We start from the raw sequence: 13670 nt of genomic DNA on the forward strand, positions 1-13670 counted from the left end.
GCCGGTTTGCGAGGCCGGGGGCGGCTCCCCCCGCGAGGACGAAATGGACCCGGCCGTCTTCCCCGCGAGAAGTGCCCTCACCAGAAGGGGTTTCCCGCCGGTGAGCGCGTGATACCGCCGGACCGTCGTCTCATCGGGCTCCGCGTGGAGATGCTCGGCGATGAGGCCATCGGGCGGCCCCCGCCCATGAGTGCTGGGAGGCAGACGTGAACTGGACACTGGACGAAGAGTTCGAGACGCCCGGCGGGACCGTGCGGTGGGCCACCCTGGGAAGCGGCGACCCCCTCGTCCTCCTGCACGGCACGCCCTACTCCTCCTTCCTCTGGCGCGACATCGCTCCGGCGCTCGCCGGCACCCGGCAGGTCTTCGTCTTCGACCATCTCGGCTTCGGCCGGTCGGACCAGCGCGAGGGCCAGGACCTCAGCCTGGCGGCCCACGCGAAGAACTTCACCCGGCTGCTGGACCACTGGGGCCGGACCCGTCCCAGCGTCGTCGCCCACGACATCGGCGGAGCGGTGGCCCTGCGGGCCCTGCTGGTGGAGAAGGCCGACTACCGGGATCTCACCCTGTTCGACGCGGTGAGCGGCGGCGACTGGGAGAGAGGGCTCTTCCGGCTCATCCTGGAGCAGGCGGACGTCTTCGCCCGGCTCCCCGCGTACGCGCACGAGGCCCTGGTCGCGAGCCACCTGCGGCACGCCACCCACGCCGGACTCCGGCCCGAGGTCCTCGACGCGTTCCTCGCCCCCTGGCGCGGCCCCGGCGGACAGGCCGCGTTCTACCGCCAGTACCGCCAGATCAGGCAGGCCGACACCGCGGAGTACGAGCACCTCCTGGGCGGCGTCACCGTGCCGACGCGCCTGATCTGGGGCCGCGAGGACCGCATCCTGCCGCCGCGGTACGCGCGATGGCTGCACGAGAGGATCCCGCACGCCGAACTGTCCTGGATCGAGAACGCCGGCCACCTGCTCCAGGAGGACGCCCCGGCCCGCCTGATGAGCCACCTCTGCGCGGACTTCCCCCGCGCCTGAGCCCTCACCTCGTTCGCCACCGACGGGCGAACGAGGTGAGTCAAGGCGACGCCGGAAGGTCGTGGTTCACGAGGGCAGTGCGAGCAGGCTCACCGGCGTGGTGAACGCGGTCGCGGCGACGAGGAGGACGGCCCCGCGGTACGAGCGGTCGTGGAGGCGTCGCCAGGCGAGCACCTCGACGCCGGGGAGCGTGTCCTCGCTCCGGGCGACGAAGCGGTCCGGCGCCAGGGTGCCGGTGGTCGGCGACGGCATCGACGACGCCCCCGCGCCGGCATCGCCATGGGACACACCGGCTCCGACCTCGCCCTGGAGACCGCCGACGCCGTCGTGGCCCTCTCCCGCCGGGCCCGACGCCTGGTCGTACAGAACCTCGTCATCTGGGACCCGACCGGACACCCGCCCCTGCCGATCGGCGTCGCCGGCCACGAGGGCTGACCGTCCTCATCGGCCTCAACGGCCTGCGCCTGCTGACCGACACCGCCTGGAAGCGAGCCGAGGCCCCCCTTCCTCAGCGACAGGATCGCGGCGCTGACGTAGTCCACCGGGACCATGTGGAGGGCTCAGCCAGACGAAGTCCTTGGTCTGGCAGGCACCGGTCACCCGGTCGCCGCACACGACGTCCACGCGGTAGACCGACACGGGCAGTCCTCGGCTCCTGCCGAGCTCGATGACCTGCTCGGCCACCCACTTGCTCTGCACGTACCCGTGCTGACCGGCGAATGGCCGGGCTTGCGGACGAGCCGCGGCCGGCGGCGCGGGGCCTCGCCACGGTGCCTGCGCGGCAGATATCCCCTGCTCAAGTGGCGATCTTGCGGACCATTTCGGCCAGCAGGAGCGAACCGGTCTGCGAGACCACCAGTTCAGAGCGCTTCAGAGGCGCTTTCCGCCTTCCTGATGCCCTGTCGGACACCGCGGTTCATGAAAGCGGCGGTTCAGGCCGTTCCTGGTGCGACACGACGAAGTCCGACTGTGGTCGTCGCGATCATGCCGGCCTGTGGCGCGTGGGCGACGTCGAAGATCCGGCCCATGGGGTCGTAGCTGTGGGGTTCGCCGTCCTTGGTGTTGAGCCACAGGAGGCCGGTGTCGAGGCCGACGGCCAGTCGCGCTCCGTCTTCGGTACAGCACATCGAGGCGAAGCACCCGGCTCCATCGTCGCCGGTGATGTCCGTGTCGACTACGCGGTGCCAAGCGTAATCACCGGTCTCGGCGTGGACGGCGAGGACCAGGCCTCGATAGCCGTTCTCCCCGAAGCGCCCGAAGTCGGGGCGGACCCAGATGAGGACCAGGGAGCCATCGGGGGAGAAGACCACCTCGGTGGTCAGCTCCGGGGCGCGTTTGGTGATCCACGTCAGGGCCTTCTCGTGGTGCTCGTAGCGCTGGTGAAGCGCACCCACCGGGTCGAGGTCGTACATCGTGTACCACCAGTTGCCCTGCATGGTGTTCGCAACCGCGAGCGAACGGCCGTCCGGCGCGAAGCGCGGCACGATGGACCAGTCGCCGGCTCCGCCCTGCCGATCCACGACGTGCCGCTGGTCGAGATCGATCAGGACGATCTCCTCTTTGAGGTTGAGCGAGGCCACCAGCCAGCGCCCGCCCGGCGCCACCGCGACATCGCTGATCGCCTCCTCGTCGTCGATGTCCTCGCCGAACCGATTGGCCGCCCGGACGTCCTCCCAGCCGCGGAGTTCCACGGCCGCACCATGGAAGAACACCAGTGGTGAGCCGGTTGCGGCGATGGGTCCGCGCATGCCGCGGGGCCCATCGCGGACGATCTCAATCGGCCGCGGATCGGGTTCGAGCTCCCAGCCCACGAGCACGGCGCCAGAGAACATCGATGTCAACGCCTCCGGTCGGGTCGGATGTAGCGCGAGGCCCTGGTGTGCGCTGGAGGCGACTTCGTCGAGGTCGAGCTCTGTCGAGCGGCCGGACTTCTCCAGAATCGCCGCCATCTCGGCGCGAAGCTGCTCCGGGCCCTTCTCGGTGACCAGGTGCAACGGCGTCTCGCCGTATCGGTTGCGGGTGGCGGGATCGGCGCCGCGCGCCAACAAGCGCTGCACAACCGGAATCCAGGCGGAGTCGCGCGTGGCGCGCAGCGACGTCATGTGCAGCAAGGATGGTTTCGTGTCGATGGGCGCACCGGCGTCGAGCAGCAAGCAAGCGACGGCCGGATTCCCGGCGGCCTCCAGCGGAGTCGTGCCTTCCTTGTCCTCACACGCGGGGTCCGCTCCCGCTTCGAGCAACACCCGCACGACCTCGGTGCGGCCCTCGGAGGCCGCGATATCAAGCGGGGTGCGCGACAGGGAATCCCGCGCTTCCAAGCCGTCTCGATCGGTCCCTCGCGTCAGGAGCTCTGCGATCTCGCTGGACTGCACCCAGTGCAGCGCCTCATCGCGGCTTTCGCGCGCTGCGCGCACGTCCGCGCCGCGTTCGAGCAGCAGCTTGACCGCGGGCGCGGAGTTCGCCCGCCACACAGCCTTGATCAACGGCGTGATGCCCATCCAGCCCCGCGCGTTGACCATCTCGGGATCGGCATCCAGCAGCGAGCGAAGCCTGGCCACGTCGCCATTCTGCGCGGCCACGTGAACCGGATGATCACGAAACCCCATACGGCCAGTGTAGCGATCAGCTTGTGGCTTCGGCCCGACGCTGACCGCTGACCGGGGTGGACGGGGCATCAGCCGGTGGAGGTTCTACCACCGAAGAAGAGGACATTTTCGGCTAGGAGCGGCAGTGAGGTTTTCTCAACGAGATGATCGCCTGAGGTGACTCGGCCCAGTGGACCCCGCGAGCCGCGATGAGTCCTGTGATGTCCGGCGGTCGTACTGTCGAACCCATTACCGAGGAGGACTTCCGATGGGCAGCGTGACCTGTTCGATGAGCGTCTCGCTTGACGGCTACATCGTCGGGCCGGACGGCTCCTTCGACTGGACGGTCCCCGACGAGGTACGCAAGGCCGGCGTCCCTCTGCTGGGACGACGGCTGTACGAGACCATGCCGTACTGCGAAGTCGCCGACCAGAACCGGTCACTCGACTTCTCAACGCTCGAATGCGCCGCGATCCGGAAGGCGCTCCCAATGGACCGCAGTACAGGGGTGCGACCTGCTCGGGGGTGGCCGAGGGGATGCCCTCGGGGCCGCCCTCGCCGAGCCAGGTGTTGATGGCGATGTGCGCGGCGTAGATGCCGGACTCCGACAGCTCGTTGTGCAGGTTGAGCACCCAGTTGCGCAGGGCGCCGCCGGCGGCGTTGACGTTGCCGAGCATGGGGATCGGGTGGATCGACCCGCCGCCGGTGGTGAACAGCAGTGTCCCGGCGCCCGCCTCGCGCATCGCGGGCAGCACTGCGCGGGCGGCGGTGACGGCGCCGTAGAAGGTGCATTCGATCTGCCGCTGGAGGTTGTTCGCGCCGCAGGCGACAGCGTGCACTGAACGAGGCATCCACAGCCGCCCGACGCGAGACAGGAGCTCGGAGCGAGTAATCCGCCGGTTGCTTTCAGCGGGTCAGATCTTCCGTTTCTCATCGTCGTGCGCCTCGTTGGGCTGGACGAGCGAATCCGGTCGTACGCCGATGGGGAGTCCTCGGGACTGCTGCGGCACTGCACGGACGCCGAGATCGAGTCGAACTACGTCGACACACACGGCGCGTCTGTCGTTGGGTTCGCCTTCACCGAGCCTTTCAACTTCCGCCTGCTGCCCTGGCTGAAGAACATGGGCAGCAACGCCTGCACCGCCTGGACGACAGCCCGCCCCGCTGGCCGGCGCGCGGCGCCTCCCTGACCCGGGCCATCAAGTGGGACCTGGTCGAGCAGCAGTACGACCAGATGCCGGTGGAGGAGACGCCGTTGTTTGTCATATCTCCATCTGGTTGTGTGAGTGTGTCTGATTCGACTCCTCCGGGCCTTGCGCTTGGAGCGCTGGCTCCTGGACTTGATTCCCCGGGGGAACGCGGCGGCGAGCTGGCGGGCCCCGTGATCCGCCGCGCCTGGGGCATGGCCCGGAAGCGTGAACGCGCTGCGCACGAGGTCGACTCACCGCTGGGCGGGGTGACATCGCGATCAGGGCCGTCGGGACATCGTTCGGTAGGTGATCAGGAATCCGCCGACGGCCCAGGCCGTGAGCATGGCAAAGGGCAGGCCGGAGGGGCCCCCTGGCGGACTGGCCAGGGTGTCACGGACACCTGCGGCCATGTACTGGAACGGGAGTACCGCGTGCACGGCGGCGAACCAGTCGGGCAGGCGCGAGGCAGGGAAGATGATCGGCGAGAACATCAGTGCGGCGAAAACGATGAGTTGGGAAATCATCCGGGCAGCCGCCGGTTGCAGCCCGTAGCCGATGCCGTAGCCGATGCCGATGGCGGCGAACGCGGCGAGAAGGACCGCGGGCACGACCAGCGGACTGATCCGGAGCGTCAGGTCGAAGCGCAGGCTGGACACGAACAGCGCGGCGATCATGCCGGGCAGCACCGTGATCAGGGCGATGGTGGCATCCGACGCGATCAGTGCACTGCGCGGCACGGGCAGCGAGCGATTGAAGTCGAATATCCCCTGCTGTTTCGCGGAGGCGACTTCCTGGGGCGCTATCACCATGCCGACTGTGATCAGAGCCAGCACCGGCGCCCCCGTCGCAAAGTAGAGCGCGGTGGCATCGTCCATGTCGGGCACCAGGTAGGCGAACCCGACGATGACCCCCACGGCCAGACACGTCTGCACCACGAGGTTCAGGGGCAGCGAGGCACGGCTTCTCAGCCCGGTCCAGCGCAGCAGCAGGCCATAACTACGGAGCCAGTGACGCATCGCTGCCCTCCTTGATCGCGCCGGGTGCGACGTCATTCCCCACCAACTTCAGGTACACGTCCTCCAGGCCGGCCGGCAGGAGGGCGAACTCATCGATGTCCTGCGACCGGCGCAGCCGCTGCGCCCAGGCGAGCGCCTCGGACGCCGCGTCGGAGTCGAGCGGCACCACCAGGCGACGTGCCAGGTACATCGGCGGCCCCGCCGGCCGGATGTGGTCGGGAAGGCGCGGCAGCCTGTCGGCGCTCGTGGCCACCAGTTCCAGCCTGAGTTCCCCGACCGCCCGGGAACGGAGCTGCGCGGGCGTACCCTCCGCCAGGACCTTGCCGCCGTTCAGCACAACGATGCGATCCACGCTACGTTCGGCCTCGGCCACGTTGTGGGTGACGAGCAGGACGGCACAGCCCTGGTCCGCGAGTGCGCGGATCTGTTCCCACAGCAGCCTCCGGCGGACCGGATCCACGTCGTTGGTCGGCTCGTCGAGCATCACGACGCGACCGGGAGCTCCCGCGACCATGCCGAAGGCGGTCAGTCTCCTGACGCCTCCCGAAAGCCGTTCCCCCGCGGTGTCGGCCCACGGGGAGAGAGCGAGTGCCGCGATCAGCACCTCGGCCCGTGCACGGCCGGCACGCCTGCTCAGCCCCCGGATGCGCGCCATCGACTCGATGGCCTGCCGAGGCGTCACGCCCGCCAGGGGCGCGTGGGCCTGAGGCATCACCGAGACGATCCGGCGAGCTCTGCCGGGCTCGGCGACCGGGTCGCAGTCGTCCACCTGAATCCTGCCGGACGTGGGCATGGCGAGCCCGGCCACTTGGTTGATGAGGGTCGTCTTGCCGGCGCCGTTGTGGCCCAGAAGTCCGACCACCTCGCCCGCGCCGACGTGCAGGCTTATGCCGTCATTGACCGGCGCTCCCCGCCGGTAACACTTCACAAGGTCCGTAACGGTGAGCACTGTCCCCCTTTGTCGGCCATGCGTACCGCCGAGGATTCGGATACCCTTCGGTATCTGGATACCGAAGGGTATGTGGATACCATCGGGTATGTCAACTTCGACGGAGCGAGCAGGAGCATCACGATGGTCAACCGACTGACGCGCCAGGAACAGCGCGAGCGGACGCGCGCCCAGCTGATCGACTCGGCCATGGAACTGTTCGGAGAGCGAGGTATCGCAGGCGTCTCCCTGGAGCAGGTCGCGGCGGCGATCGGCATGACCAAAGGCGCGATCTACCGGAACTTTCCGAGCAAGGACGACCTGATCATCGCGGTGATGGAGCAGCACGGACACGTTCCGGAGATCCGGTTGCCCAGCGAGCAGGCGCTCGCGGACGCCGAAGCGGGGGGCCACGACAGCTTCACGCGCGTCGGCGAGGCCTACGCCGAAAGCCTCAGGAAGCGGCGTCTCTTCGCCCTCTTCTACCTGGAGTTCTGGCTTTACGCGCTGCGCAACCCGCGAGCGCGGGACCTCTTCGTGGAGCGGCTGGAGACCGGCCTGGCAGGCTGGACTGCCGATACGGCCATCACCCCGCCGGCGGGACTGTCCCTGCACGATCTCGGCCGCCTGGTCGCGGCGGTCGACCTCGGAATCGGACTGCAGCACCTGCTCGATCCTGAGCGGTTCAACGCAGAGCTCTACGGTGACGCGCTGCGCCTGATCCTGAGCCCCGGAACGCCCGGCACCCCTTCCCGGTGAGGACGGGCCCATGGCCAACGGGAACGGGCCTTGGCACCGCGGCGGGGTCCCGGCCGCGCCCGTCGCCCGCGGGCGCGACGACGCGGGAGCGTTCAGTGCGCGTAGGGGCATTGGCCTCGGCCGAGGGCACGGGCACGGGCATCGAGGTAGAAGTTGGGACGCTGGTCCGCCTCGTCGTAGTAGCGGTGGAAGACGGGGGTGATGCCGCCCGAGACCGGGGGGACGATCCAGCTCCAATCGGTGGGAACGATCCGGCCGTGCCGTGCTTCCCTGGACAGGTGGGTGAGGAAGTGGCGGGATTCGGTGTGATGATCGGTGATCTTGACGCCGGCGGAGTCGAAGGAGTGCAGAACGGCGACGTTGAGCTCGACCAGCGCGCGGTCCCGCCACAGAGTCGTTCCGCGGCTGGTGTCCAGGCCGAGGCACCGGGCAATATCGGGCAGCAGGTTGTAGCGGTCCTCGTCAACAAGGGTGCGCGCGCCGATCTCCGTGCCCATGTACCAGCCGTTGAACGGAGCGAGCGGATAGTCGACACCGCCGACGCGCAGACGCATGTTGGAGATGGCCGGCACGGCGTGCCAGCGCAGCCCCAGGTCGGCGATCCCTGGGTGATCCGGATGGGTGATCGGGACTTCGAGGACCAGGTCCGGCGGAAGGTCGAAGAGCTGTGGTTTCTCCTCGGGAACGTCGATCACCAGGGGCAGCACATCAAAGGGCCCACCGGGGGCTTGCCAGCCGAGGCCGCGCACGAGCTCGGTGAAACCCACGTAGGCGGGATCACCGACGATGCTGCCGTCGGACCGGCGGTAGGCGGCGTAGCGGATCAGCTGGTCGTTCCACACCCGGGGAGCCGGCCGGCTGGGGGTGTCCGGGGCGAAGACGGAAATGATCGGGCGGATGCGGCCGAGGTTGGTCGCTTGGCGCAGGTGCTCGCACAGGTGCCGGTGGATCTGCTCGGGGGCCGTGGCTCCGCGGCGATCCAGGACGCGCAGGCTCTTCCAGTACAGGCGGCCGATGCAGCGGCTGGAGTTGCGCCAGGCGACGCGGGCGCCGAAGGCGAGCTCGTCGGGGGAGTGGCGGTAGGTGCCGACGGTATCGATCTCGGCGTGGATCTGGTTGAGGCGCTGGGCGATCGGGGTGAACTGGTCGGGGTGCTCCGTGTGGAACTGCCGCAGGAACTCGTCCGCCTCGTCCCGATCAGCGACGGTGCTGGTGCTGGTGCTGGTGCTGGGCCGGGGTGCGGTGGTCGGCTGCGGCGACGTGGGGGCGCTCGGGCCGGAGGCGGTCCGATCAGGGGGTGTGTGCGTCAGGAGGGAGGTCTCACAGGTCGTCATGACATTCCTCGCGGTTGGCGTGTGATTCCGGCTGCCGCACCGTCGGCGGGGCGTGTGGTGGCAGCGGCAGGCGTGGAAGGTCCTCAGCCCTCGGTGAGCGCCGACGGCCGGCGGGGCGGTCACCTCACCGCGGGGACACCCGCCGAACGGGCATCCCCGTACCCTCCCCGCATCGGCCGGGGCCCGCGGCCCGACCCCCGAGCTCCCCGTTACCCGGGGATCAGGACCGCTGCCGGTCGCGGTCGTCCGTGGGCGACGACGGGCTCATCGACCGGCCGCCGACGGACGGTGCGATCCCGCACCGAGGTGCGGGAGTTCGCGTCAACCCAGGCTCAGCGGCAGCGACCGCAGGGATCGGAACTCCAGATTTGGGTTCCATGAGGGTTCGCCCGCAAGACGGATCATCGGAAAGCGCGCGAACAGCGCGGTGAAGAACCACTTGAGCTGGAGCGTGGCGATCTGCCTTCCCAGGCACGAGTGCACTCCCATGCCGAACGAGAGGTGCTTGCCGCTGTTCCGTCGACCGAGATCGAACTCGTTCGGTCGTGGGAACATCTCCGGGTCCCGGTTCGCGGCGCCGAGGAAGAGGACGACACTCTGCCCTTCCTCGATTTTTACGCCGCCGATCTCCAGTTCCGTCGCCGCCGCGCGCCAGGTGAACTGGTTCGACGCGTTGTAGCGGACCACTTCGCTGGCCGCGTTGTCGGCGCACGCAGGATCTGTCAGGAATCGCTGGATCTGGTCCGGGTTGGTCGCGAACGCGAGCATGCCGCTGCTGGCGGAGCCGCTGGCGGTGGGTGCGAAGAGCGCGATGAACAGCAGGACGAGCTGGTGGAGGGTCTGCTCCAGCGTGACATCGGTTTCACCCTGGCCGGCCGCGAGGCGGGCGATGACCGTTTCCGCGACGACTCTGCCCCGCTTCCCCTGGAGGAGCTCCAGGGAATAGACGTGCAGATCGGTGAGGAGTTCGAGCAGCTTTTCGAGCTCCACCGGCTGATCCTGCGGCCCGGACCAATAGGTCATGAGGGTGTCCACGCGCGGGATGATGAATTCCAGGTCCTCTTCCGGTACTCCGAAGGCATGGACAGCCGATTGCACTGGAAGCTTCGCAACCAGATCGGAGACGGCGTCGATCTCCCTCGTCCCGTTCGGGATGCCGGCGACCAGTTCGGACGCCACACGCTCGATGACCTCGCTGTAGTACTCGTGCGCGACACGGGTGAAGGCCGACTGCGTGGACTTTCGCAACGCGGTGTGGCGGGGAGGGTCCGCGTACATCATGACATTCTTGGTGAACCGGTGGTAAATGTTGTCGGGCGGCAACAACTGGCCCGAGAACTTCACACTGAGAACTTCCTCCATGCGATCGGCCTTGAGGCGGGAATCCTTCAGCGCAACGGCGCAGTCCGCATACTTCATCACGGCCCAGGCGCTCAGTCCATCACACCAGTGAACCGGCTCCTTCTCCGCGAGATCGGCATAGGCCGGATATGGGTCCGTCACGATGCTCGGATTCGACAACGGTGAGGAATGAGTCATGGGAATTCCCTTCGGAGGTGTCTGTTCCGGAAATATTGACTTTCTCATTGCGAAGCGCGTATCCAATGCACACCGCGCCCGGGTTCTGCTCGCGCTATGTCTCGCGATCCTCTCGGCCGTCAGTCCGATGCCGACTCCATGAACCTGACGAGGCTCATGGGTCGCATGTCCGTCCAGCTCGACTCGATGATCTCGTGGCACGCCCCCCTGTCGGCCGGGCCGTGCACGACCGTCCAGCCTTCGGGAACGTCGTTGGTGGCGGGCCACATCGAGTACTGGCCCTCGTCGTTCACGAGCGCGTAGTGAAGGATGTCGTCCCGCTCAAAAGGATTGCTCATCTCTGCTCCATTCCACCTCTTGCACTCGAGCCACGAGAGTGGTCGCTATGACTGCCAGAGATTCCGGTGTCGTCATTTCCTCATGAGTGCAATTGATCTCATGCACATGAATCTTCCCCGCACAGTGCTCTTCCCAGAGCGCTGCTGGATTCGGTGCGTCTGCCGTCTCGTCGCCGACCGCGGCGTAGAAATAGAGGTCGCCCTCCATGACTCCTGTGCGGCGTGGCAGATTGAAAACACGTGAGGTGTTCAGGGCCACTTCGAGAACCCTGTGCACCTCTTCGGACGTCAATGCCTTGAGGGCGCTCACATTGTTCCGCAGGGTTTCGACGGCCTGCTCCACCTGTGAGGTCCGGGCCAACTCATCGGATTCGACTCCGAAAGCCCCGATGATCTCTCTGAGGGTTTCTTCTCGCCCTCCCGGCAGCTTTCGTTCTTGAAGACTGGAGGGGTATGAGTCGAGCATAGCAATGAAATCCATTGTGTGGCCCCGCTTTTGGAGCTCTATCGCCATCGCGTGGGCGATTGTTCCGCCGATGGACCACCCTATGAGGCGATAGGGTCCCTCGGCCTGGACCGTAAGGATTTCATCGACGTAGTCGCAGGCCATCTGCTCCATGGTCTCGGGAAGAGATGAGTCGTCATTCAGGCCGCGCGCCTGGATGCCGTAGAGCGGATAATCAGGACCGAAGTGCTGAAGGAATCCCGAATAGCACCAGCTCGTTCCGCCCGCAGGGTGCACACAGAAGATCGGAAGGCGCTTCCCGGTGGTACGAAGGGGGAGGAGAGTGCTGAGGGAATCTCCCCTGGACGCGGGGTGCATGCGCTGGGCCAGGGTGGCGATGGTGGGTGCTTCGAAGAGGGTGCGGACGGACAGCTCGACGCCGAGGACCGTGCGGATGCGGCTGATGAGGCGGGTGGCGAGGAGGGAGTGGCCGCCGAGGTCGAAGAATCCGTCATCGATGGAAACCTCACCGAGACCCAGAACCTCGGCGAACAGCCCGCGCAACACCTGTTCCTGCGGGGTGCGCGGTGCGCGCCCTTCAGCGGCTGGAGTGTGGTCGAGGGCCGGCAGTGCCTTGCGATCGAGCTTTCCGTTCGGGGTCAGCGGCAGGGAGTCCAGCACGACGAACGCCGACGGCACCATGTAGTCCGGAAGAGCCGAAACCGCCTGTTCCCGTAGGACAGTGACGTCCACAGGCTGCTGCCCGGAGGGAACGACGTAGGCCACCAGCCGGTCGTCGCGCGCCATCACGGTTACGCGGTCCAGTGAGTGACAGCGCAACAGCACCGACTCGATCTCCCGGGGCTCAATGCGGAAGCCGCGTACCTTGACCTGGTCGTCGGCGCGGCCGACGAAGTCCAGGTTTCCGTCCGTGCGCCAGCGCACCAGGTCACCGGTCCGGTACATCCGAGAGCCCGCCGGGCCGAACGGGTTCGCCACGAACCGTTCGGCCGTCAGCCCTGGCTGGTGCTGATAGCCACGGGCCACGCCCGCGCCGGTGATGTACAGCTCACCGGGCACACCGGTCGGCACCGGCTGCAGATACGCGTCGAGCACATACAGGCGGGTGTTGAGCAGGGGCCGGCCAATGGAGACCACACCGCCCGCCGTGACATCCGCGGCGGTGGACCAGATGGTGGTCTCGGTGGGCCCGTAGACGTTGGACACCCGGGCCGTGGAACGGACCAGGAGCTCGGCAAGGTCGGTCGGCAGGGCTTCACCACCGACCAGCGCCCGTATCCCGGCCAAGGTCCCCGCGGTGTCGGGAGCGGTGACGACCCCCCGCCACAGGCTGGGCGTGGCCTGCATGACGGTGACATGCTCACGGCTGATCACCGCGAGAAGCTCAGCCGGGTCCTGGACCAGCCCGGAGGGCGCCACCACCACGGATGCCCCCGATATCAACGGGGCGAGCAGTTCGAGTCCGGCGATGTCGAAACTGATGGTGGTCACCGCAAGCAGCCGGTCCCGCTCCGTGAACGGAACGCGCTCATGCATGTCCCGCAGCAGATTCGTCAGCGCGGCCCGGGAGATCACCACCCCCTTCGGACGGCCCGTCGAACCGGAGGTGTAGAGCACATAGGCGGCCTGTGCACCGGCCATGCTCCTGGGCAGCACAGCTTCGGACGCCGCCTCTCTTCCCTCAGCGGCAGCCAGCCATTCCTCGTCCAGGAGCAATACGGGCCGAGTGTGGTCGAGCATGTACGCGATACGCTCGGTGGGAAAGCCCGGATCGATCGGCAGATAGGCGCCCCCGGCCTTGAGGACCGCGAGCAGTGCCACCACCAGGTCGAGTGAACGGGGCAACACCACTGCGGTGAACCTCTCCGTCCCTACACCCTGTTCAACCAGGAGTCGGGCGAGGCGATCGCTGCGCGCCTCCAACTGCGCGTAGGACAGCGACATTCCGCCGAAGATGAGTGCGGTTGCCTCCGGATCCCGTGCTACCTGCGCCCGGAAGAGTGCAATGAGGTCTTCGCCCTCAGCGTCCCGCGCAGTGTCGTTCCACTTCTCGAGTACGCGCTGCCGTTCGTCGGCTTCGAGCACGGCGATCCGGCCGACCGGCGTGTCGGGCGCGGTGGCCACGGCCTCCAGCAGCCGCACGAACCGTCGGGTCAGCAGCCTCGCACTGTCCCTATCGAACAGGTCGGTACTGAACTCCAGCACCGCGCGCACGCCGCCGGACTCCGCGGCTCGGGCGGCCTGAGGCGCCCTGAAAGCGAAGAGCAGGTCGAACTTCGCTACGGCGGCACCGACGGTCACGGGACTCGTGGTCAGCCCCGGGAATCGGTCGGTATCGACTTCGTCCGTCGCATCGAGATTCTGGAGGATGAGCATGGTTTGGAAGAGGGGGTGGTGGGTGAGGGTGCGGGGTGGGTTGAGGATTTCGACGAGGCGTTCGAAGGGGAGGTCTTGGTGGGCGTAGGCGGCGAGGTTGGTTTGGCGGGT

The 13670-nt window shown here is 67.6% G+C and carries 11 protein-coding genes and 2 pseudogenes; 4 read left to right on the plus strand and 9 right to left on the minus strand.

The features are described from left to right. Positions 1 to 206: 206 nt before the first annotated feature. Positions 207 to 1028 carry an alpha/beta fold hydrolase gene (locus tag ADY01_RS22585; protein WP_049576756.1) on the plus strand — a complete coding sequence of 274 codons (822 nt, stop codon included), beginning with the start codon at positions 207 to 209 and terminating at the stop codon, positions 1026 to 1028. 66 nt (positions 1029 to 1094) lie between these two features. On the opposite strand, the gene ADY01_RS39870 is transcribed toward ADY01_RS22585, so the two are convergent. Beyond that, positions 1095 to 1280: a hypothetical protein gene (locus ADY01_RS39870; protein ID WP_053171105.1), complete on the minus strand. Its 186-nt coding sequence runs from the start codon at positions 1278 to 1280 to the stop codon at positions 1095 to 1097. Here ADY01_RS39870 and ADY01_RS37295 point away from each other — a divergent pair. Continuing rightward, positions 1219 to 1519: pseudogene (locus tag ADY01_RS37295) on the plus strand (hypothetical protein); the annotation flags it as partial. The gene ADY01_RS39870 and the pseudogene ADY01_RS37295 overlap by 62 nt on opposite strands. A 6-nt stretch (positions 1520 to 1525) precedes the next feature. On the opposite strand, the pseudogene ADY01_RS37300 reads toward ADY01_RS37295, so the two are convergent. After that, positions 1526 to 1787: pseudogene (locus tag ADY01_RS37300) on the minus strand (SDR family oxidoreductase); the annotation flags it as partial. A gap of 173 nt (positions 1788 to 1960) precedes the next feature. Then, positions 1961 to 3634 (minus strand): ankyrin repeat domain-containing protein, encoded by a 1674-nt coding sequence (locus ADY01_RS22595; RefSeq protein WP_159001353.1) that lies wholly within the window; start codon positions 3632 to 3634, stop codon positions 1961 to 1963. 917 nt (positions 3635 to 4551) lie between these two features. On the opposite strand from ADY01_RS22595, the gene ADY01_RS22605 reads away from it, so the two are divergent. Beyond that, positions 4552 to 4803 carry a Tn3 family transposase gene (locus ADY01_RS22605; RefSeq protein WP_049576761.1) on the plus strand — a complete coding sequence of 84 codons (252 nt, stop codon included), beginning with the start codon at positions 4552 to 4554 and terminating at the stop codon, positions 4801 to 4803. A 278-nt stretch (positions 4804 to 5081) separates the two neighbouring features. On the opposite strand, the gene ADY01_RS22610 is transcribed toward ADY01_RS22605, so the two are convergent. Beyond that, entirely contained in the window at positions 5082 to 5819 is a 738-nt protein-coding gene (locus ADY01_RS22610) for an ABC transporter permease (protein ID WP_049576762.1), read from the minus strand. Then, entirely contained in the window at positions 5800 to 6747 is a 948-nt protein-coding gene (locus tag ADY01_RS22615) for an ABC transporter ATP-binding protein (RefSeq protein ID WP_234320355.1), read from the minus strand. Before ADY01_RS22615 ends, ADY01_RS22610 begins: the two co-directional genes overlap by 20 nt. Positions 6748 to 6786: 39 nt before the next feature. On the opposite strand from ADY01_RS22615, the gene ADY01_RS22620 reads away from it, so the two are divergent. Continuing rightward, positions 6787 to 7506: a TetR/AcrR family transcriptional regulator gene (locus tag ADY01_RS22620; protein ID WP_078900514.1), complete on the plus strand. Its 720-nt coding sequence runs from the start codon at positions 6787 to 6789 to the stop codon at positions 7504 to 7506. A 92-nt stretch (positions 7507 to 7598) separates the two neighbouring features. Here the strand turns inward: ADY01_RS22620 and ADY01_RS22625 are convergent, their stop codons facing one another. From ADY01_RS22625 to ADY01_RS22640, 4 genes are all read right to left on the minus strand, one after another. Continuing rightward, positions 7599 to 8840 carry a nitric oxide synthase oxygenase gene (locus tag ADY01_RS22625; RefSeq protein WP_049576766.1) on the minus strand — a complete coding sequence of 414 codons (1242 nt, stop codon included), beginning with the start codon at positions 8838 to 8840 and terminating at the stop codon, positions 7599 to 7601. A gap of 321 nt (positions 8841 to 9161) precedes the next feature. Continuing rightward, positions 9162 to 10379 carry a 4-nitrotryptophan synthase gene (gene txtE, locus ADY01_RS22630; RefSeq protein WP_049576768.1) on the minus strand — a complete coding sequence of 406 codons (1218 nt, stop codon included), beginning with the start codon at positions 10377 to 10379 and terminating at the stop codon, positions 9162 to 9164. 119 nt (positions 10380 to 10498) lie between these two features. Next, positions 10499 to 10717, minus strand: coding sequence for an MbtH family protein (locus tag ADY01_RS22635; protein ID WP_049576771.1), 219 nt, complete (start codon positions 10715 to 10717; stop codon positions 10499 to 10501). After that, the coding region (locus ADY01_RS22640; protein WP_049576773.1) for a non-ribosomal peptide synthetase at positions 10701 to 13670 on the minus strand (2970 nt) is incomplete at its 5' end. The genes ADY01_RS22640 and ADY01_RS22635, both read right to left, overlap by 17 nt.

Source organism: Streptomyces sp. SBT349, assembly GCF_001083795.1.
Lineage (GTDB): Bacteria > Actinomycetota > Actinomycetes > Streptomycetales > Streptomycetaceae > Streptomyces.